18 protein-coding genes, 1 tRNA gene and 1 pseudogene are annotated in these 22,081 nt (G+C 38.4%); 17 read left to right on the forward strand and 3 right to left on the reverse strand.

All coding sequences use genetic code 11. The annotated features are described in order from the left end of the window. Nucleotides 1-234: 234 nt before the first annotated feature. The 10 genes from thrS (at nucleotide 235) to ABX891_RS09230 (ending at nucleotide 10,848) form a co-directional block, all read left to right on the forward strand. Entirely contained in the window at nucleotides 235-2,145 is a 1,911-nt protein-coding gene (gene thrS, locus ABX891_RS09185; protein WP_309168751.1) for a threonine--tRNA ligase, read from the forward strand. Nucleotides 2,146-2,204: 59 nt separating this feature from the next. Then, nucleotides 2,205-2,765, forward strand: a complete 561-nt coding sequence (infC, locus tag ABX891_RS09190; RefSeq protein ID WP_309168752.1) for a translation initiation factor IF-3 — start codon at nucleotides 2,205-2,207, stop codon at nucleotides 2,763-2,765. A gap of 211 nt (nucleotides 2,766-2,976) precedes the next feature. Further along, a complete protein-coding gene (gene rpmI, locus ABX891_RS09195; RefSeq protein WP_002960713.1) occupies nucleotides 2,977-3,177 on the forward strand; it encodes a 50S ribosomal protein L35 in 201 nt (66 codons plus the stop codon). A gap of 15 nt (nucleotides 3,178-3,192) precedes the next feature. After that, nucleotides 3,193-3,552 carry a 50S ribosomal protein L20 gene (rplT, locus tag ABX891_RS09200; protein WP_002960711.1) on the forward strand — a complete coding sequence of 120 codons (360 nt, stop codon included), beginning with the start codon at nucleotides 3,193-3,195 and terminating at the stop codon, nucleotides 3,550-3,552. A 441-nt stretch (nucleotides 3,553-3,993) separates the two neighbouring features. Next, a complete protein-coding gene (locus ABX891_RS09205; RefSeq protein WP_354629344.1) occupies nucleotides 3,994-5,811 on the forward strand; it encodes a M14 family metallopeptidase in 1,818 nt (605 codons plus the stop codon). Nucleotide 5,812: 1 nt separating this feature from the next. Beyond that, nucleotides 5,813-6,454, forward strand: a complete 642-nt coding sequence (locus ABX891_RS09210; protein ID WP_197098687.1) for an MBL fold metallo-hydrolase — start codon at nucleotides 5,813-5,815, stop codon at nucleotides 6,452-6,454. Between the two features lie 106 nt (nucleotides 6,455-6,560). Beyond that, nucleotides 6,561-7,019 (forward strand): Lrp/AsnC family transcriptional regulator, encoded by a 459-nt coding sequence (locus tag ABX891_RS09215; RefSeq protein ID WP_002960703.1) that lies wholly within the window; start codon nucleotides 6,561-6,563, stop codon nucleotides 7,017-7,019. A gap of 129 nt (nucleotides 7,020-7,148) precedes the next feature. Beyond that, nucleotides 7,149-8,705: a SulP family inorganic anion transporter gene (locus ABX891_RS09220; RefSeq protein WP_002960702.1), complete on the forward strand. Its 1,557-nt coding sequence runs from the start codon at nucleotides 7,149-7,151 to the stop codon at nucleotides 8,703-8,705. Between the two features lie 249 nt (nucleotides 8,706-8,954). Further along, entirely contained in the window at nucleotides 8,955-10,031 is a 1,077-nt protein-coding gene (locus tag ABX891_RS09225) for a sensor histidine kinase (RefSeq protein ID WP_024606563.1), read from the forward strand. After that, nucleotides 10,024-10,848, forward strand: a complete 825-nt coding sequence (locus tag ABX891_RS09230) for a LytR/AlgR family response regulator transcription factor (RefSeq protein WP_182195575.1) — start codon at nucleotides 10,024-10,026, stop codon at nucleotides 10,846-10,848. Before ABX891_RS09225 ends, ABX891_RS09230 begins: the two co-directional genes overlap by 8 nt. A 64-nt stretch (nucleotides 10,849-10,912) precedes the next feature. Here ABX891_RS09230 and pyk read toward each other — a convergent pair whose 3' ends face one another. Next, complete coding sequence (gene pyk / locus ABX891_RS09235) at nucleotides 10,913-12,349, reverse strand: pyruvate kinase (RefSeq protein ID WP_002962904.1); 1,437 nt, start codon at nucleotides 12,347-12,349, stop codon at nucleotides 10,913-10,915. 377 nt (nucleotides 12,350-12,726) lie between these two features. Between pyk and gnd the strand changes: the two genes are divergently transcribed. Then, nucleotides 12,727-14,100 carry an NADP-dependent phosphogluconate dehydrogenase gene (gene gnd / locus ABX891_RS09240; protein WP_165743572.1) on the forward strand — a complete coding sequence of 458 codons (1,374 nt, stop codon included), beginning with the start codon at nucleotides 12,727-12,729 and terminating at the stop codon, nucleotides 14,098-14,100. 68 nt (nucleotides 14,101-14,168) lie between these two features. Here the strand turns inward: gnd and ansA are convergent, their stop codons facing one another. Together ansA and sppA are read right to left on the reverse strand one after the other, a co-directional pair. Further along, nucleotides 14,169-15,179, reverse strand: a complete 1,011-nt coding sequence (gene ansA, locus ABX891_RS09245) for an asparaginase (RefSeq protein WP_002962901.1) — start codon at nucleotides 15,177-15,179, stop codon at nucleotides 14,169-14,171. A gap of 82 nt (nucleotides 15,180-15,261) precedes the next feature. Continuing rightward, nucleotides 15,262-17,127, reverse strand: a complete 1,866-nt coding sequence (gene sppA, locus ABX891_RS09250) for a signal peptide peptidase SppA (RefSeq protein WP_039489813.1) — start codon at nucleotides 17,125-17,127, stop codon at nucleotides 15,262-15,264. A gap of 219 nt (nucleotides 17,128-17,346) precedes the next feature. On the opposite strand from sppA, the gene ABX891_RS09255 reads away from it, so the two are divergent. The 6 genes and pseudogenes from ABX891_RS09255 (at nucleotide 17,347) to ABX891_RS09280 (ending at nucleotide 22,023) form a co-directional block, all read left to right on the forward strand. Then, nucleotides 17,347-19,308 (forward strand): oxidoreductase, encoded by a 1,962-nt coding sequence (locus ABX891_RS09255; RefSeq protein ID WP_197098684.1) that lies wholly within the window; start codon nucleotides 17,347-17,349, stop codon nucleotides 19,306-19,308. Between the two features lie 93 nt (nucleotides 19,309-19,401). After that, nucleotides 19,402-20,089 (forward strand): annotated as a pseudogene (locus ABX891_RS09260) (HvfX family Cu-binding RiPP maturation protein). Between the two features lie 129 nt (nucleotides 20,090-20,218). After that, nucleotides 20,219-20,767: an NAD(P)H nitroreductase gene (locus tag ABX891_RS09265; RefSeq protein ID WP_138489000.1), complete on the forward strand. Its 549-nt coding sequence runs from the start codon at nucleotides 20,219-20,221 to the stop codon at nucleotides 20,765-20,767. 203 nt (nucleotides 20,768-20,970) lie between these two features. Next, on the forward strand, nucleotides 20,971-21,348 hold the full coding sequence (locus ABX891_RS09270) for a hypothetical protein (protein ID WP_002962892.1): 378 nt from the start codon (nucleotides 20,971-20,973) through the stop codon (nucleotides 21,346-21,348). A 144-nt stretch (nucleotides 21,349-21,492) separates the two neighbouring features. Further along, a tRNA-Ser gene (locus ABX891_RS09275) sits at nucleotides 21,493-21,583 on the forward strand. 53 nt (nucleotides 21,584-21,636) lie between these two features. Further along, entirely contained in the window at nucleotides 21,637-22,023 is a 387-nt protein-coding gene (locus tag ABX891_RS09280) for a hypothetical protein (protein ID WP_354629345.1), read from the forward strand. Nucleotides 22,024-22,081 lie beyond the last annotated feature (58 nt).

Consider the following 22,081-nt stretch of genomic DNA (forward strand, 5'->3'; position numbering starts at 1 on the left):
GATTTTTTTGCTTTAAAAGCTACATTTTGTGGATAAAACGGGTGGATTTCACCCCTTTAAACTTGTAATTAAATGCGCGGCACGCGACAATATATCTTTGTAGTTGAATAGACTCCTCATCTACATTTATTAGTCAATGCTTATTCGTAAAAGCGTTGTCGAGTCATTCTCATTTAATTTATTAAAAATACACGTGATACATTGTAGGTGTCACCACTGTAGCAAGGATTTATAATGCCAGTTATTACTCTTCCAGACGGAAGTCAACGTAGTTTTGAAAACCCTGTAAGCACGCTTGATGTTGCAAACGACATTGGTCCTGGTTTAGCTAAAGCGACCATTGCGGGCCGTGTAAATGGCAACCGTGTTGATGCATGTGATAAAATTTGTGAAGATTCTCGTCTTGAGATTATTACCGCTAAAGACGATGACGGCCTTGAAATCATTCGTCACTCTTGTGCTCACTTAATCGGTCATGCAGTTAAGCAACTTTTCCCAGACGCAAAAATGGCAATTGGTCCTACCATTGATAACGGTTTTTACTACGATATCGATATGGAACACTCATTATCACAAGATGATCTTGAAGCAATTGAAAAGCGTATGCTGCAACTTGCAAAAACCAACTACGACGTAGTGAAAAAAACAGTAAGCTGGCAAGAAGCACGCGATACATTTGAAGCGCGTGGCGAAACATACAAAATAGAAATTCTGGACGAAAACATCGCTAAAGATGACCGCCCAGGTTTATATCATCACGAAGAATATGTAGACATGTGTCGTGGACCTCACGTTCCTAACATGAAATTTTGCCAAAACTTCAAACTAATGAAAGTGGCGGGTGCATATTGGCGTGGTGATTCAGAAAACAAAATGCTACAACGCATTTATGGCACCGCGTGGGGCGATAAAAAGCAACTTAAAGCGTATTTAAAGCGCCTTGAAGAAGCTGAAAAACGCGATCACCGTCGTATTGGTAAAGCGCTTGATTTATGGCATTGGCAAGAAGAAGCACCAGGCATGGTATTTTGGCACAACGATGGTTGGAGCATTTACCGCGAGCTTGAAGAATTTGTACGTGAAAAATTACGCGAATATGAGTACGAAGAAGTAAAAGGTCCAATGATGATGGACCGTTCACTTTGGGAAAAATCAGGTCACTGGGAAAAATATTCAGAAGCAATGTTTACCACTGAGTCTGAAAAACGTGAATACGCAATTAAACCTATGAACTGTCCTGGTCACGTGCAAATTTTTAACCAAGGGTTAAAATCGTACCGTGATTTACCACTTCGTATGGCTGAATTTGGTTGTTGTCACCGTAATGAACCATCAGGTGCACTACACGGTTTAATGCGTGTACGTGGCTTTACACAAGATGATGCTCACATTTTCTGTACTGAAGAGCAGATAATGGACGAAGTGTCATCGTGTATTAAGATGGTTTATGATACATATGAAACATTCGGATTTGAGAAGATTGTAGTTAAGCTATCTACTCGCCCAGAACAACGCATTGGTGAAGACCATATGTGGGATAAAGCAGAGCTTGCTTTAGCTGATGCACTTAAGCTAAACGATATTGAATTTGATTATCTTCCGGGCGAAGGCGCGTTTTACGGTCCGAAGATTGAATTTACTTTGTACGATTGTTTAGACAGAGCGTGGCAGTGTGGTACAGTGCAATTAGACTTTGCATTACCGGGTCGTTTAGGTGCTACTTATGTAGCAGAAAATAACGAGCGTCGTACACCTGTAATGATACATCGTGCTATTTTAGGTTCTATTGAACGCTTTATTGGCATTTTAACTGAAGAGTACGCTGGTTTATTCCCGACGTGGCTTGCACCAAAGCAAGTGGTAATTATGAATATTACCGATAAACAGGCTCCTTATGTTAAAGAAGTTGTACAAAAATTAAATAAACTTGGAATTAGAGCCGCTGCTGACTTGAGAAATGAGAAGATTGGCTTTAAAATCCGTGAGCATACACTGAAGCGTATTCCATATTTACTTGTTGTTGGCGATAAAGAAGTTGAACAGCAAGAAGTAGCAGTGCGTACTCGCACAGGTGAAGACCTTGGCAAATTTAATGTTGATGATTTTGTAGCTAAAATTAGCGAAGAAATTAAAAATCGACAGTAAAAATCGAGCGTGTAAGGCATTAACAAACAGCCAATTACACGCTTATATTATTGATATTCTTGGAGGAACGTACTATTAGAGGCGGCAAGAAAGGGCAACAAACAGCTCAAAAAAATCGTATTAACGAAGAAATTACAGCGCAAGAAGTTCGTTTAATTGACATTGAAGGCGAACAAGCTGGAATTCAGTCATTACAAGACGCGCAAACTATGGCCGATACAGCGGGTGTTGATCTTGTTGAGATCAGTCCAAACGCTGAGCCGCCTGTTTGTAGAATCATGGATTACGGTAAGTTCATCTTTGAAAAAAGCAAAGAACTAAAAGAGCAGAAGAAGAAGCAAAAGCAAATCCAGATAAAAGAAATCAAATTCCGTCCAGGTACGGATGAAGGTGATTATCAGGTTAAGCTTCGCAACTTACGTAAGTTCTTAGAAGCTGGCGATAAAGCTAAGATTACTATCCGCTTCCGTGGTCGTGAAATGGCTCACCAAGAAATTGGTATAGAATTATTAAACCGTATCAAAACCGATTTAGAAGAGCTTGCTGTAGTTGAGTCTTTCCCAAATCGTGTTGAAGGCCGCCAAATGGTTATGATGATGGCGCCTGTTGCTAAAAAATAATTTTTAAGCGATAATACGCACCGAAATTAGCTCAGGTCTGCAAGCAATATGCGAATATTCACCTGAGTTAACCGGTTTTAAAGTAAGATTGCGGCATTTATGTTGGGTCTTCACCGGAACATGGCAGTAAGTCAGGCCTAAAAGTGGAGCTATAGCAATATATCTCACGCCTGCTTACTAATTTAAAAGCAATACAATTGGAGTTATTGCAATGGCTTATAAGCTAAAAAGTCACAGTGGCGCTGCTAAGCGTTTCAAAAAGACTGCTTCTGGCGGTTTCAAGCGTAAACAAGCGCATCTTCGTCATATTCTGACTAAGAAAACTTCTAAGCGTAAGTTACACCTACGTCCTAAGATGATGGTTCATAAAAATGACCATGGTCTAGTTTCACGTATGTTACCGTTCGCTTAATAGGGGTTTTTAGAAATGGCAAGAGTTAAACGCGGCGTTGTCGCACGTGCACGTCACAAAAAAGTTTTAAAACAAGCAAAAGGTTACTACGGAGCACGTTCACGTGTTTACCGCGTAGCTTTCCAGGCTGTTACTAAAGCGGGTCAATACGCTTACCGTGACCGTCGTGCGAAGAAACGTACTTTCCGTCAATTATGGATTGCACGTATCAATGCTGCTTCACGTCAAAATGGTCTGTCTTACAGCCGTTTTATCAATGGTCTTAAAAAGACTTCTGTAGAAATCGATCGTAAGATCCTTGCAGATATCGCTGTTTACGACCAAGTTGCATTCGCAGCGCTTGTAGAAAAAGCAAAAGAAGGCCTAGCCGCTTAAGCTTTTTTATATAAGTATTAAAAAGGAGCCTATGGCTCCTTTTTTTGTGCCTGTAATTTAGTAACTTAAACCAATGAGTAATACCAATTCGCTTAATTAAAGGATCTATTTTGAGAGCGTAAAAACGTATTGATAGCTAGGCAAAAAATTCGCTATTTAGTTGTTCTCGGCAATTGCTCCTGCATTGCTCTACCTTCTGCATCCATGCAGTCGTAAATGAGAGTTTTTTAACGCAGGTAGCGACATGTTTAGCCCCGCAAAATGATTAAGTATTACTGCGGATTGGTATAATATTTAATAAGGTTATAAAGCCTAAAAATACAGGTGCGAATGAGTGAGATGTATTTGGCTGCATTTTTTTGTTGAATCACCGCAGTTTCCTCATTATAAAAAATTTAGTTGATATAATTTATATAATTAAGGCGTTTGTTAGAGAATTTTATGTTTGCAAGTTTACTAATTTTATCTGCAAGTGTGGCGTATGACGCACACTTACCTCCACTCATTGAGTGGCAGGGGAAAAGCGTAGAGCTTTTACAAAAACAAGGGCCGTTAACTACTGACTTCGAGTTATCTGCAGGTGAAGCGTCGCCCGATTATGCAAATACAATGGCATTTGTAGATAGGTTAGTTGCTGCAAACCCTACTCAGTTTCAATCTCAAACCATTGGCTATAGTAATAGTAAGCGTGCAATAAAAATGTTGATTGCCAGTGAGCAAGGTTTTTTTGAAGCAAGGCAAATGGCTAATAGCACTAAGCCAACTATTTTTATCCAGGCAGGAATACATTCTGGGGAAATAGACGGTAAAGATGCCATGTTCATGTTACTCAGAGATATAGCGACGGGTAAGCGCCGTGACATTTTAAAAAAGGTAAACATATTATTTATTCCTATTTTAAATGTAGATGGTCACGAACGTAGCAGTGCATTCAATCGCATTAATCAACGGGGCCCTGCAAAAATGGGCTTTAGAACAAATGCTAATAACCTTAATTTAAATCGTGATTTTACTAAATTAGATACCCCAGAAGTTAGAAGTGTTTTAAAGGTTATTAACGATTACAACCCAAATTTATACATTGATGTACACGTTACTGACGGCGCAGATTACCAATACGATGTGACTTATGGTTACAATCCGGTATTTTCGAGCGAATCGCCTGCGGTATCAGATACATTAAACCAGTTTTTTAAACCTCTTATTGACGATACGCTAGCGAAGCAAGGACACACCCCAGGACCACTTGTTTTTGTTATGGACAAGCGCGACTTTAAAAAAGGGTTAGCGGGCTGGGTTGCTACGCCACGTTTTTCAAATGGTTGGGGGGATTTAAAGTCATTGCCAACTATTTTAATCGAAAATCATTCATTGAAGCCTTACAAGCAACGTGTATTGGGAACTTATGTATTTTTAGATGGTGCTATTACTGCGCTATCAAAGCACAGTCATGAATTAGCTAATGCAGTAAAAAAAGAACAAGAATTTGTTCCTAAACAGTTAATAGTAAAGCGTGGCTATGCCAAACAAGCAGATACTATTGCACAGTTTAAAGGCATTGAATATTCATCAAGCATGAATTCACTTTCGGGTCAAAATGAAGTGAAGTATTTGGGTAAAGCACATACATATACTGACTTACCTATTTATTGGCAAAAAGATGTACAACATACAGTTGAAGTACCTAAAGCTTTTTTTATTCCGCCTGTATATCGCAATATAATTAAGAAACTAAAGTTACATGGTGTCTCTATTAATAAACTTGAAGGGGCAAACACACAGCCTTTGAAAGTTGCAAAGGTGGCAGACTACACGTTTGATAAAGCACCATTTGAAGGGCGTTTTAGAGTATCAGCAACTTTTGATTACGTCCCTGCTATAAATGTAGATTTAGATGGTTGGTACCAAGTAAATACCCAACAAAAAGCAGGCGAATTAGCGGTTCATTTATTGCACCCGGAAGCCCCTGATTCATTTTTTGCGTGGGGTGAGTTTAATACTATTTTTCAACGTACTGAATATATGGAAAACTATGCGCTAATTCCGTATGCACGCCAAATGCTAAAAGATAACCCAAAGCTTGCGCTTAAGTTTGATGAAAAACTTAAAGATAAATCATTCGCGAGTGACGCAGAAGCTCGATTAAACTGGTTATATGAGCAAAGTCCATTTTATGATCAAGCGTACTTAAAGTATCCAATACTTATGTCATTCGAAGAAGAAGTTGTTATTCCAGATCAAAAAAGTAAAGAAATTTAATATGGAAATCATAACTATACCTGTAACTGCCTTTGCACAAAACAGCCGTATTATTTGGTGTAGCGAAACTAAACACGCTGTGGTTATCGACCCAGGTGGCGACACTGATAAAATAATAACGGTCCTTAATGAGCATAAACTAGCGTTAAGTGCTATTTGGTTAACGCACGGGCATTTAGATCATGTGGGTGGGGCTGATATTTTACGTAATCAATTTAACGTACAAATTATTGGCCCACAAAAAGAGGAGTACTTCTGGTTTGAAAACTTACCTATGCAAGCACAAATGTTCGGGTTTAAACCCATTGAGCCTTTTTATCCGGATATTTGGCTAAACCATAACGATACCGTGAGCGTAGGTAAACTTAGCTTTTTAGTTAAACATTGCCCGGGGCATACACCCGGTCATATAGTGTTTTATCAACCAGACTATGAGTGCGTTATTGTAGGTGATGTTATTTTTAAAGGCTCAGTAGGGCGCACTGATTTCCCTAAGGGGAACAGTGAACAACTTATAGAGTCGATTAAGACGCATATTTTAACCTTACCTGATAATACTAAAATACTGGCAGGACATGGTAGCGACACTACGGTGGGATTTGAAAAGAAAACAAATCCTTTTGTGAGTGGTAAGTTTGGTTAAGTTGCTTATTTTAAGTTTACAAACTGCATAAACATTAAAAATAAGCAGACTGAGTTTTAAAATGGTTGTATAATTTAACCAGTTTATTTGATAAATAAGAAATAAAATGTCTCTAAATCACGTAGATCGCCAAATATTGGCACTTTTACAACAAGATGCTAGTTTATCAACCGCAGAAATTGCAGATAAAGTAGGCTTGTCTCAATCTCCATGCTGGCGTCGAATCGCTAAGCTAGAGCAAGATGGTTATATAAAAAGCAAAGTGGCTCTTTTAGATGAGAAAAAACTTGGCTTTGATATGCTTGTATATGCACATGTGCGTTTATCAAATCACGGTAAAAAGAATCTTGCTGAGTTTGAAAAGCTGATCATGAGCTACGACGAGGTAACAGAGTGTTACACTATGGCTGGCACCATGGACTTTATGCTACGCATAATTTCACAAGGCATAGAAGGGTATGAGCATTTTGTGCGTGATAATTTACTAAGCTTAGAATACGTCCAAGAAGTACATTCTAATGTAACAATGACATGTGTAAAACGCAGTACTTCCCTTCCTTTGTAAAAGCACTTCTTTTAAAAGCTAAACCATTTTTAGTTTAGCTTAACCACATAATGACAATTGTTAACTGAGCGCTAATTTGGTAGAATTTAGCGCTTTTTTTGATACCCATTACACCATTTGAGGACCTCAATGTTTAACTTACTCAGTAGGGCGCCTAGCTCTGCTAAAAACGATATTCTATCTGGATTAACTGTGGCGTTAGCCTTAGTGCCAGAAGCAGTTGCGTTTGCATTTGTTGCAAATGTAGAACCTTTGGTTGGTCTATATGCCGCGTTTATCGTTGGTTTAATTACGGCTATTTTTGGTGGTCGCCCTGGTATGATTTCAGGTGCAACCGGTGCACTAGCTGTTGTCATGGTAAGTTTAGTGCTTGATCACGGTGTTGAGTATCTATTTGCAACTGTGTTGCTGATGGGAATACTGCAAATTCTCGCGGGTGTATTTAAGCTCGGTAAGTTTATCCGTATGGTTCCTCATCCGGTAATGCTTGGTTTTGTAAACGGGTTAGCAATTGTTATATTTTTAGCTCAGCTAGGGCAGTTTAAAGTGCCAGACGGTATGGGCGGACAAGAATGGATGACAGGTAATCCATTATTTATCATGCTTGGCTTAGTTGCATTAACCATGGCAATAATCCACTTTTTGCCAAAATTGACTACAGCAGTGCCTTCATCTCTAGTTGCTATTGTAACTGTAACTGGATTAGTGATTGGGTTTGATTTAGAAGCGCATACAGTATTAGATTTCTTAAAAGGAATGACAGGCGACGAAACAGCAACAATCGCTGGCGGTTTACCTGAATTTCATATTCCTATGGTACCGTTTACTTTCGAAACGCTACAAATTATTTTTCCTTATGCACTTATTTTAGCGGCTATTGGTTTAATTGAATCATTATTAACGCTTAGCTTAATTGATGAGATTACAGAAACCCGTGGTCATAGTAATAAAGAATGTATTGGTCAAGGTGCTGCAAATATTACCTGCGGTATGTTTGGTGCAATGGGTGGTTGTGCAATGATTGGTCAATCAATGATCAATATAAATTCAGGTGGTCGCTCTCGTTTATCAGGTATAAGCGCTGCACTTATGCTACTTGGTTTTATTATTTTTGCCTCTAGCTTAATTGAAATGATCCCATTAGCTGCACTTGTTGGTGTTATGTTTATGGTAGTACTTGGTACATTTGAATGGGCAAGCTTTAAAATGATGAAGCGCGTACCATTATCTGATGCATTTGTAATTGTTCTTGTGTCGGGCGTGACGGTTATTACTGATTTAGCGATTGCTGTATGTGTGGGTGTTATTGTATCGGCTCTAGTATTTGCTTGGCAGCATGCGAAGCAGATATATACAACTAACTACATTGATCAGGAAGGCGCTAAGGTGTACGAACTACATGGTCCGTTATTCTTTGGCTCTGTTAAAAACTTTTCTGAGTTATTCGATGTGAAAAATGATCCTAAAAATGTGATTGTTGAATTTAAACACAGCCGCGTATCTGATCACAGTGCAATAGAAGCAATTGATACACTTGCTGACAAATACACAAAAGCAGGTAAACAACTTCATTTACGTCACTTAAGTAAAGACTGTACGCAGTTGCTTCATAAAGCACGTGATTTAGTTGAAGTGAATGTGATTGAAGATCCAACGTACAAAGTAGCATCAGATAAACTAGCTTAATTTACACAAGGCTATTGATATTTAAAAAGCGGAAGGCGGATAACCTTTCGCTTTTTTAGTGTCTCGACTATTTGTTTGCGGTAAGACTCTTAAAAAGCAAGGCAAGCTGTAGTGCTATGCAAACTCATAAATCTATATAATAAGACTACCTAATTTTGTGAAAATTAGCCCTACATAGGTAAAAATAATAAAAATAACAAAAGCCTATTTTATGGAATTAGTTTTAACCATACGGAGTAAACATCTATTTTGAACTGGCAAACTTTAGTCGATAACAGGCAACGTTTTTTTTGGCTTTTGCAAATCGCGGGCTGGATTGGTTACGCGTTAGTAAATTATATCGGCTCTAAAGTATTTGAAATGCGTGATATATACGTATTTGTTATTTTATTGAATGCTTACGCTGGTTGTTTGATGACAGTGCCGCTTAGGTATATTTACCGTAAAATTTGGAATGCCTCGCCCTGGGTGTTAATGATTGTAGTATTTGGTGCCTCTTATATAACGGGCACTCTATGGGCTGTCGTTCAAAAATTCAATCTATGGGAAATATACCGCCATGGTTATAGACCAGAGGAGTGGTTTTATTACCTGCAGCAAGGTTTAGATTCGGTTTATATTATTTTATGTTGGAGTGGTTTGTACTTTGGCGTTAAATATTATCAGTTATTACAAAGTGAGCGACAAAAAGCGTTAAAGGCCACAACGATGGCACACGAAGCGCAACTAAAAATGCTCAGGTATCAGTTAAATCCCCATTTTTTATTCAATACACTTAACGCTATTTCTACTTTAATTTTGGTTAAAGAAAACAAAGATGCTAACTTAATGGTAGCAAGGTTAAGTGACTTTTTACGTTACACACTTAATACCGATCCAATTAAAAAAGTACCGCTTGAGCAAGAGCTACATGCGCTCATGCTTTACTTAGAAATAGAGCGCGTCCGTTTTGATGAGCGGTTGAAAGTAAATGTAGATATTAGCGAGCAAGCAAAAGAGGCTTTAGTACCGAGCTTAATTTTGCAACCAATTATAGAAAACGCGATTAAATATGCCATTGCCCATCTGACAGAAGGTGGTGTAATTGATATTAAAGCACAAGTATTTGCGAATGAATTATTACTAGAAGTGGGTGACAACGGCCCAGGCACTGAAATACTTGATGGCCAATTAGTTAACGCTCAAGGTGTAGGTGTTGCTAACACCAAAGATAGATTAAAAACGTTGTATGAAAATAATTATTCGTTTGTATTATCACATAATACGCCAAGTGGATTAAAAGTTAATCTGCGAGTACCTTTTGAGAAGGCTGTGAAAAATGACTAAAATAAAAACACTCATTGTTGATGATGAACCGTTAGCGCGAAAAGGTTTAGCGGTAAGACTTGATGAATATTCTGATATTGAAGTAATTAAATTATGTAGTTCAGGCGCTGATGCAATTGAAATGTGCCAAAGAGAGAAAATCGATTTGGTTTTTTTAGATATTCAGATGCCAGGTATGAATGGCTTTGAGGTGGCAAGAGCGCTTAGCGAAAGTACAAAAGTATTACCTGCTATAGTATTTGTAACTGCTTTTGATCAGTTTGCTGTAAAAGCATTTGAAATTCATGCTCTCGATTACATTTTAAAACCCGTTGATGATAACAGATTAAAACAGGCGGTAGAAAAAGTGCATACTTATTTAAAAACGCAGCAAGACAACGCCCATAAGAAAAAACTAGCGAGTTTTGTAGCCGGTATTACTGGTAATAATTGCGAAGAAATATTAAAAAAATTAGCCACTGGCGATACCTTAACAGATAGACGTTACCCAGAATCGCTTGCAGTAAAAGAGCAGGGTGAAATTATACGGGTACCTGTAGCGACTATCCAATGGGTTGATGCTGCAGGTGACTATATGTGTTTACACTGTGAAGATGGACAAACGCATATACTTCGTAAAACAATGAAAGAGCTTGAGCAAGAGCTAGACCCTCAGTTATTTGTGCGTGTACACCGCAGTGCAATAGTAAATACAAAACAAATTAGTAAGCTGGTTACACAAGTAAGTGGCGAGTATTTATTAGTACTTGAAAACGGACAAGAATTAAAAGTGAGCCGTAGCTACCGAGATAAGGTTAAAGCGGCATTAGCAAGTTAAAGCCAACGCTTTTATTACAGGCAGAAAAAATGCGAGCTAAGCTCGCATTTTTTATATTTAATAATTATGCAACAGTTACAATTTTCATAGTGTTAGTTGCGCCCACAGTTTCCATTGAGTCACCGTGAGTAATAATTACTGTGTCGCCAGACTGTAAAGAACCTTGAGAAACTAAAGTATCAAGTGCCGCTTTTACCATACCGTCTTTTTCAGTTTTTGTAGAATCAAAAAATACTGGGTAAACACCACGATAAAGTGCTGTTTGACCTAATGTACTCGCATGGCGTGAAAGCGAGTAGATTGGTAAGCCAGAGCTGATACGTGACATTAATTTAGCCGTGCTACCAGATTCAGTAAGCGTGATGATAGCCTTAACAGAATCTAAGTGATTAGCTGCATACATAGCAGAAAGTGCGATAGATTCTGCATTGTTAGAAAAACGACTATCTAAACGATGCTTAGAAACATGCGTTTCTTTTTGAGATTCAGCACCTAAACAAACACGTGCCATAGTTGCAACAGTTTCTTCAGGGTAATCACCAGCAGCTGTTTCAGCTGAAAGCATTACAGCATCTGTTCCATCAAGAACAGCATTTGCAACATCCATAACTTCTGCACGTGTAGGCATAGGGTTATCGATCATCGATTCCATCATTTGCGTTGCTGTTACTACAGTACGGTTTAATGAACGAGCACGACGAATAATTAGTTTTTGCTTGCCCATAAGAGCTGCATCACCAATTTCAACACCTAAATCACCACGAGCAACCATTACAGCGTCAGACGCTAGAATGATGTCATCAACAGCTTCTTGTGTTTCAACGGCTTCAGCACGTTCAATTTTTGCAAGTAGTTGTGCTTTTGAACCAGCAGCTTCAGCAAGTGAGCGTACGTAGCGCATATCGTCGCCACTACGTGGGAATGATACGGCAATGTAATCTACGTCAATTTCAGCGGCAGTTATTAAATCTTCTTTATCTTTTTCAGTAAATGCTGGAGCAGTTAAGCCACCACCTAAACGGTTAATACCTTTATTGTTAGATAAAACACCGCCAACAGTTACAGTACAATGTACTAAGTGTCCAGCTACTTCATCAACAGTTAGTTGAATAAGGCCGTCATTTAGGAGTAGTAAGTCGTTAGGGCTAACATCGTTAGGTAGTTCTTTATAATCAATACCTACAGAGTTAACATCGCCTTCGCCTTTTTCCATTTTTGCATCAAGAGTGAACTTTGCACCCACAGCAAGCGTTACTTTACCTTCTTTAAAAGTAGAAACGCGGATTTTAGGGCCTTGAAGGTCAGCAAGGATAGCAATATGCTTGCCTAATTTTTTTGCAATATCGCGTACAGCTTGCGCACGGTCTTTATGATCTTGGGCAACACCATGTGAGAAGTTTAAACGTACTACATTAGCCCCAGCGATAATAATTTTTTCTAAGTTGTTATCTCTATCGGTAGCAGGTCCAAGGGTAGCAACTATTTTCGTGCGTCTTAGCATCAATTTCTCCTGTTTGCTTGGTGAAAGCATGTTGACGTTATTTTGTTGAATTAAAATATCTATATTAGATTAAAATATTTTAACTATGTGCAAACTTCAAAGGTTTGCCACTATTTTATACAAAACTATTGTGTCATCATTATGACACCGGTGTCAGAATGCGTCAATGATCTTAATTTCAATTAGCGTTGCTTTTAGTCACCCCGAGAGCATTGATGTTTGATATAATTACGTAGCTTATTTATCTGTAATAAAAAAGCATGTTGTATGGGCTCATAGTTAGTATTTTATGACTGTATGAGTATAATGCACGCGGTATTATTTAATTTATACACTGAATTTTCTAACCAAATAGTTGTTACCGAGGAGGACACTAGATGCAAGTTGCATTAGTAGGGTTAGGCGTTATGGGAAAAAATCTTGCCCTAAACTTGATTGAAAAAGGGATAACGCTAGTCGCTTATGATAAAAACCCACATGCGGGTGAAGAGTTACTAAGTTGTGCCAAATCACAAGGCATGGCTGATAGGCTTCACATTGTCTCTGATTTAAGTGACATGGTAAGGCGTTTAGAGGCACCTCGTTCTATTTTATTACTTGTTCCTGCTGGTGAGTTAGTTGATACAGTTTGTAATGAACTAGTAGAGGCCGGCGTTAATTGTGACGATATGATAGTCGATTGCGGCAATAGTAATTATAAAGATGGTATAACGCGTAAACTCAAATACCAAAATAAATTTGAATTTGCCACTATGGGAATTTCTGGCGGTGCAGAAGGCGCTCGTCATGGTCCTGCAATGATGGCAAGTGGTTCTGAAGGTGGTTGGGAACGTATTGAGCCATGGTTTGAAAAAGTAGCTGCTAGCTATAATGGCGACTCGTGTTTTGCACGTGTTGGCCAATCAGCAAGTGGTCATTTTGTAAAAATGGTTCACAACGGTATTGAATACGCACTGATGCAACTTATTGCAGAAGTGTACCAATTACTTCGTTTAGGTACTAATCGTTCTCCAAAAGAAGTAGCTGAGATATTTAATGACTGGTCAGAAGGTCAATTAAATAGTTATTTACTGTCTATTTCTAGCCATATATTGTCACTTGAAAATCATAATAATGTACCGCTTGCGGACTTAATTGATAATAAAGTTGGCGCTAAAGGTACTGGTCTTTGGACTGCGCAAAATGCACTCGAACTTGGTATTGCTGTCCCTTCACTTGTTGCTGCTGTTCAAGCTCGTCATTTAACTAATGCATGTAACACAACGGCTGCACAAGAGATGACATATGCATCTAAATCAACGAACAATGTTGAAATTGATTTAGAAGAGCTAAAAGACGCGTTCTTACTTGCAAGCTTACTTGCGTATCGTCAAGGTTTAGCGCTAATTAAAGGTGCGTCACGTACTCATCAGTGGAAAGTAGATTTATCTAAAACGCTTCAAACGTGGCGCGCAGGTTGTATAATCCGTGCTGATTACTTAGATAGCGTTGCACAAGGTGTTGAATTTATTGACACTCTTGAAAAAGAGTCTAATTCTTTGCGCAAAATTACCGGTCAAGCAATAATGACTGGTTTAGCATTCCCTGTATTGGGTGCTACACAAACGTATTTAGCAACATTAACTACACCGAGTAATGGGCATTTAGTTCAAGCCCAGCGTGATTACTTTGGTGAGCACGGCATAAAAACCCACAGTGGTGAAATGTGTCATTTAACTGATTTAGTAGATATAGACGCTAAAGTTAGATAAAAAACAGTTGTTTAAAACGATAAAGGCACGCTATTTAGCGTGCCTTTTGTATTTTTAGCCTGTAAAAATTAACGGCTCAACTCACCACGTAAGTTATCTTGCATTAAATGACGAATCGTTTCGACTTCAAGCTTTTGGCTAAATAAATAATGTAACTTAGTTAAACATGCTTCAAGGGTCATATCATACCCACTTATTACACCAATATTTAATAGCGCATTACCTGTTGCATAGCCACCCATGTTTACATGACCTTTTAAACACTGAGTTAAGTTAACAATTACGACGCCACGTTTACTTGCTTCTTCGAGTATTGACAAAAAGCTCGGATCTTGTGGTGCATTACCTACACCAAAACTCAGTAGCACCAGTGATTTGATATTGCCATTGACCAAGCTTTTAACTACCTCTTGGCTAATGCCAGGATACAAATAAAGCACCCCGATAGGTTGAGGTGTAATAGGTGTAACTTGCAGCTCATTTTCAACATATGGGCTAAGCTGACCTTTAATAAGTTGAATATTAATACCTGATAACGCTAAGGGGTCTAGATTCGGCGAGGCAAAAGCATTAAACCCATCCGCGTGTGCTTTAGTTGCTCTATTACCTCTAAACAGTTGGTTATTAAAAAAGAGACTTACTTCAGCAATAGGATAATTTGCAGCTAAATACATGGCATTAAGTAAGTTTACTTGGCCATCAGAACGTAATTGTGAGAGCGGAATTTGTGAGCCGGTTACAATCACAGGTTTAGTCAAATTTTCGAACATAAATGACAGCGCTGAGGCTGTATACGCCATAGTATCAGTGCCATGGAGCACCACAAAACCATCATAATCTTGGTATTTATCTTTGATATCATTAGCAATGAGTTGCCAATGCTCTGGTGACATGTCTGAAGAATCTATAAGAGGGCAGTATTCGTGAATATCAAACAAAGGCATTTCATCACGATTAAATTCTGCGTTATTCACTACGGTTTCCGTTAAAAAACCTTCAGCCGGAATATAGCCTCGACTCGATTTTTTCATACCTATAGTACCGCCAGTATAAGCGATATAAATGCGTTTACGTTTCATAAAAAAAGCCCAGTAAAAAAACTGGGCCTAGTATAACGTTAAGCAGCTTTAAATACAGCTGATTAGGTGAAGCTATGCACTTTTATTGTGCAACGTTACACACTAAACAGCGTGCGTATACACCTTGTGGATCGTTGTAATCTTTAAGGTTTTCAACTTCAGTACTTAATTGGTTAATAACACTTTGTAAATTAGCTTGTGTTGCTAACACAGATGTTTTTTGTGTTTGCAAACCAAGCATAGATTTAATAGACGCATTACCAAAAATGTTTTGGATCATTTTTTCTTGCGAGCTTAAATCTTGTTTAATAGTTTTAACTTCATAATGATTAAGCTTGGCAAGTGCAGCAGCGGCTTCAATCGCACCTTGTTTGTCGCCTAGCTTATCAACCAAACCTAGTTCAAGTGCTTGAGATGCAATCCATACACGGCCTTGGGCAATTTTGTCAACCTGCTCAGGCGTCATATTACGCGCATCAGCAACAACATTTAAAAAGCGTCCGTATGCTTCCTCAACGTTCATTTGAATTACTTGACCCATTTTTTCATTTAGTGGACGAGTGATAGAAAAGCCAGCCATTTCGGTTGTTGCAACGCCATCTGAATAAACACCAATTTTCGATAAGGTTTTCTCAAATGTCATAAAGGTACCAAATACACCAATTGAGCCTGTAATTGTACTTGGTGCTGCCCAAATTTCGTTTGCAGCAGAGGCAATCCAATAACCACCTGATGCAGCCACAGAACTCATTGAAGCAATAACAGGTTTACCAGCAGCCTTAAGGGCTAATACTTCAGCACGAATAACTTCAGAGGCAAACATACTACCGCCACCAGAGTCGATACGTAGTACAACCGCTTTAACTTTATCATCAAGGCGTGCTTTACGAAGTAGGGCAGCTGTAGAGTCACCCCCAATTTCGCCCGCTTTACGCTCACCATCAACAATCGTACCTTTAGCAACAACTACCGCTACTTTTTCGGTAATAGGGTTATCAATTTCAATAGGCGGTTTAATTAAGCTTAAGTATTCACGAAATGAAACTTGCTTAAATGTCTTACCATCTTCTTGTGTGCCCACTAAATCAATTAATTGTTTGCGAACTTGCTGATTTGTTTTTAAAGAGTCAACCCACTGGTGATCAAGTGCATATTTACCTGCATCGCCATCGGCAGCTTTCATTTTTTCTAGATATACGTCCATTGTTTCGTCAAAATTTGACTCATCAAACGGGCGAACAGCGGCAACATCTTGTTTGTATTCGCTCCAAAGAGCGCCTAACCAAACGCGGTTAGCTTCTTTAGCTGCATCGGACATGTCGTTACGAATAAAAGGTTCTACTGCTGACTTAAATGTACCAACACGGAAAATATGCTGCGTTACTTCAAGCTTTTCAAGTGCATCTTTAAAGTAAAGCGGGTACATGCCATAACCTTCAATACCTACGCTGCCGTATGGGTGCATAGCTATTTCGTCAGCATGCGATGCAATATAGTATTGCGCTTGAGTATAGTAATAACCCGATGCAATTACTTTTTTGCCAGCTTGCTTGAAGGCATCAATAGCCTTTGTAATTTGCTTAAGTTTATTTAAATGTGCTTTAGGCATCTCTTGTAAATCAAGCAATATCACCGTGATACGATCGTCTTTAGTCGCCTCGTTTATTACTTCAACAATATCGTCGAGTAATATTTCGCTTGGTGCTTCAGAACCAGAAGTTGCATCACTAATTGCGGCTTCAACTGGGTCTATATATGTTTTCTCTTCAACAATAGGGCCATTTAAGTTAAGCCTAAGTACAGAGCCATTTTCAACTATTATTTGATCATCGTCACTTGAGAGTGACACAAAGAAAACAATTACCAGTAATAAAAACAAAATGTTTAGTATTAAGCGACGAGAAAAATTAATTCCAGCCCAAATACCTTTAAATACCTTTGCTATCAAAATAGCTCCTTAATTTGGTACAGTTAATACATTAGTCCCATCTTAGCTTAGAATAAAAATAAATTTAACTGCTAAATCGTAACGAAGTGTTTATGAACCTATATAAACGTAAGTTTTTACTGCTATTTTTAATTAAATGCATGCACATATTGCTTATTACTTGCCATTAAAGCAGAATTAGCTAATGTATACAGGTTAGACCAGTTAACGGGGCACAAGATGTTAGAACAACAATTACAACTAAAACACACACAATTACGTAACCGCTTGGTTATGGGCTCAATGCATACAGGTCTTGAAGAGGGCTGGCATAACCGCAAACGCTTACGTGCATTTTATGAAGCACGTGCAAAAGGTGGCACCGCGATGTTAATTACAGGCGGATACAGCCCTAATTTACGTGGCAAGCTAACACCTATTTCTTCCTCATTTAATAGTTATTACGATGTGTTTAAGCATCGCGCTTACACAGATGCTGTGCATAAACACGGTGGAAAAATTTGTTTGCAATTATTACATGCTGGACGTTATGCATACCATCCTTTCAATCAAGCACCAAGTGCAATAAAAGCACCTATAAATCCTTATAAACCTAAAGCGATGTCGCTTGGCTCGATTAAAAAAACAATTAAAGACTTTGCGCATTCTGCCTATATGGCTGAAAAAGCCGGCTACGATGGCGTAGAGGTCATGGGTTCTGAAGGGTATTTGATTAATGAATTTATGGCGCCGCACACCAATAAACGCGATGATGAGTTTGGTGGCAGCTTAGAAAATAGAATGCGACTTGCACTTGAAATAGTTAAAGCTGTAAGAGCAAAAGTATCTGAAAAATTCTTAATTATTTTTAGATTGTCGGTCATTGATTTGATTCCAAACGGTTCAACACCAGAGGAAGTTGTTATTCAGGCTACCGAACTTGAAAAAGCGGGTGTTGATATATTTAACACTGGTATTGGTTGGCACGAAGCGCGTGTACCGACTATTGCGAGTATGGTGCCACCGGGTGCATTTAAAGAAGCATCAAAACGTTTAAAAGACGTGGTGAGCGTGCCAGTTATTGCTGTTAACCGAATTAATACTCCAGAAATTGCTAACGATATTTTAAATGCAGGCGAGGCTGATTTAATTTCGATGGCACGTCCATTATTAGCTGATCCTGAGTTTTTTAATAAGTACGTAAACAATCAATCTAAACAAATCAATATTTGTATTGGCTGTAACCAGGGTTGTCTAGATCACGTATTTAAAAATAAACGTGCTACGTGTTTAGTTAATCCACAAGCTGCATTTGAGCTAGATTACCCGCTAGAGCAAGCAGCTAAAGCTAAAAATGTATTAGTTGTCGGTGCAGGTCCTGCTGGTTTATCAGCAAGTTGTTACTTGGCTCAAAAAGGGCATAACGTCACGTTAATTGATCAAAAATCGCAAATGGGCGGCCAATTTAATTTAGCCATGCAGATACCGGGTAAAGAAGATTTTAACCATACACTTACTTACTTCACTAATGAGCTCGAGCGATTAAAAGTAACTGTGGAGCTTAGTAAAGCTTACGACGATTCAATGCTTAAAGATTATGATGATATTGTTTTTGCAACAGGCGTTAGGCCGCGTGAAGCCTCTATTAAATGTAGTGATGATAAGCGTGTGTTTGCTTATGACGAAGTCATACGCGGCGAAGTAGAATTGGGCAAATCAATCGCTATTTTAGGTGCTGGCGGTATTGGTTTTGATATGGTTGCTTTTTTAAGTGAACATAAATCACAATCCATTAGCGAGTTTAAAACGCAATGGGGGATTGAGTGTGATGCACAACCTCATAAAGACGAGCGCCAATTGTATATGTTAAAACGAAGTTCGGGTCGTTTTGGTAGTGAGCTTGGTAAAACCACTGGTTGGATACATCGCCAAGTTGCTAAACAGCATGGTGTTAAACAAATTGCTGACTGCCAATATCAAAGTTTTGATAAAAATGGGTTAACAATTAATGTTGCTGGAGAAGTTCAAGTACTGCCGGTAGATACTGTTATTGCGTGTATTGGTCAGGTTTCTAATAGCGAAGTGCTAGAAGGTTACACAGATAACGCAAAAGTGCATGTGATAGGCGGAGCTAAATTGGCTGCTGCAATTGATGCTAAACGCGCTATTTTTGAAGCTCTACAAGTGGCGAGAAGTATTTAACCTTTGTAAATAAATTGAAATAGTTTATCAATTTATACGGTCTTTGTTGTTTATAGTCTATAACTTAATAAACATTGAACACACAGGATACGCATGAATAAACTAATCAGTTTTTATAACACAATATTGGGTAAGCTATCGTTTTAGATGGTTTACCTGCTTTACTATTTCGCTTAATCTTAGCTCCCGTTATGATCATCGCAGGTTATAACAAACTTGCTATAAGCACTGAAACAGAAGGCTTTCTAAGTAACTTTTTAGCGTCGCCTGATGTCGTTCAATGGTTTGGTAATAGTGAATGGGGTTTAGGCTTACCGTTTCCTGACTTACTCGCTTTTTTAGCTGGTTGGAGTGAGTTTTTAGGAGGCTGGTTGTTATTATTTGGCCTTTTAACTCGCTTAGTCAGTATCCCGCTTATGTTCACAATGGTTGTAGCGGCTACTTCAGTACATTGGCATAACGGGTGGTTTGCAATAGCGCCGACTAATCCTGAAACAAGTGCTGCGCAAGTACTCGATTGGTTATCTATCCCTGGTGCAAAAGAAAGCCTCGAAAACTCATTAGAAGTACAGGACAGGATAGGATAGGGAAAATTCGAGGCTTAGTTGAAGAGCATGGCTTTCCTGATTACCTATACGAAAAAGGTAAACCATCTATTTTAAATAATGGCATAGAATTTTCGGCAATTTATTTTGCTATGCTCCTAAGTTTATTTTTTATGGGCGGTGGGCGTTTTGTTAGTTTTGATTACTGGTTAAAGCGAAACGTTATAAAAAAATAGCGCATTAAATGTATTTTATTAACGGCTGCATAGTTGACCCTTTGCGGCCGTTTTGCATTTTAATTTCTCGGTATTTATTATTTAAGGTTTTAAATGTTACTCTATCGTTTTGAATTTTGAGGAATCGTTATGAACGCTATCGAGCTTTTACTTACCCGCCAATCAGACTCTAAACTAACAGAGCCGGGTCCTACGCCTGAGCAGCTCGACATAATTAAGCAAGCAGCATTACGTGTTCCTGATCATGGCTGTATAGCACCGTGGCAGTTCATCATTGCTCAAGGTGATGCACGCAATAAACTGGGTGAAATTTACCATCAAAGTGCAGTGGCAGAGCAACAGACAGAAAAAGTAATTAACCGTGCTAAAGAGCTTCCCCTTCGTGCGCCTATGATTGTAATAGCAATTGCTAAATATCAAGAACACCCAAAAGTTCCTCGTATTGAGCAAGTACAAAGTGCAGGCTGTAGTGTATTAGCAATGCAACAAGCTGCATTTGCTCAAGGTTTAGGTGGTGTTTGGCGCACAGGTTACTTTGCACAAAGTAGGGCGGTTAAAAAAGCGCTTAACTTACATGAGCAAGATGAAATAGTAGGGTACTTATACATTGGTACTCCTCAAGTCGAGTGTAAAAAGTCACCTCGCCATAAACCAGAACATTATTTTAGTAATTTGTGAAATAGTATGAACTTTATGCAATTTGCATAGTCATAATTCATTAAGGTTACTAAGAGTAATATAAAAGAGTTAGTGATTTGGCTGTGAGAAGCGCTTGGAAGCACAAAAGTTAATAATTCTTCTTCAGTTTGTTTTTTAATCGGTTGTTTTTTGATACATTATGGAAAGTCTTAATAAAAATAACGATAAAGAAGACGAAGACAATGGGAAATTTATTTTTACAGGAAAAAGAAAACTGGCTTGCGTGGTCAATTTGGGGAATTGTTGGTGCTTTTGTAACCTTGTATGTTGCAATGAGTACAAATGCAGCGCATTTTATAGCAGGCTCTGCAATAGGTATGCTAATACTGTTAACTTTGTGGATGCAACAGTCTAAACGTTTTGACTTTGGACGGGCATTTAAAGTGTGTTGTTATGTTTTAGCACTAAGTGTACTCCCTGCTTTTATGTTTGTAATAGTGCCAAGTGATGATTTAAATCGGTTTGACTTAATTTTTCAAAGTGTAACATTCACGGCATTGAGTTTATTGGCTTGTTTGATTTGTTCTTGGATTGCTCGCAGGCCCAAACAATATTATTGATTGTTGAATTAATAAGCGTGTTGCAGTAAATAGCGTAACAAAAGAGCATTGTGACTTGTTTTTAATCGTTTAATTATTATTTACGATTAATTTATATTTAGCTCTTTACAAGTAACACGTTTAACCATATTATTCGCGCCGTACGGAGAGATGGCAGAGTGGTCGAATGCACCGGTCTTGAAAACCGGCATGGGTTTATAGCCCATCTAGGGTTCAAATCCCTATCTCTCCACCATTATTAAAAAAAACCGCCTTATAGGCGGTTTTTTGCTTTGTGGAGTTTAATTAATGACTAAAGCAACAAACCTATCAACCTCACAGCTATTAATGAAACATCTTTTATTATGGGTGGTATTTGGTTACTGCTATCAAAGTGCTATTAGCTTGTTGGCAAAAATGGCGGTCGACGCACAACCAGAATATCCTTTAATTACCGCTTTTGCTTATGGTCTTGGTTTTAATATTTTGGCTGCCCATCTTATTACTAAATATGATAAACATTGGCCAGTAATTGGCTCTGCTTTTATTGGTTTAGTAGGCTTAGTTGCAGTGCCATTTTTATTGTCTGGTGAATCTGGATTATTAGCTATTCCTTTACTTGTTGGAATTTTATTCACTTTACCGCTTTGTAGTTATATTGTTGGCCTAATTAAGCTAAAACTCAGCAAAAACTAGCCCCAAACGGGGTTTATTTTGTGATAGCATATACGTGTCTTTTAACTAACAAAACGTG

It is taken from the genome of Pseudoalteromonas sp. NCIMB 1079 (assembly GCF_040567695.1).
Lineage (GTDB): Bacteria > Pseudomonadota > Gammaproteobacteria > Enterobacterales > Alteromonadaceae > Pseudoalteromonas > Pseudoalteromonas distincta.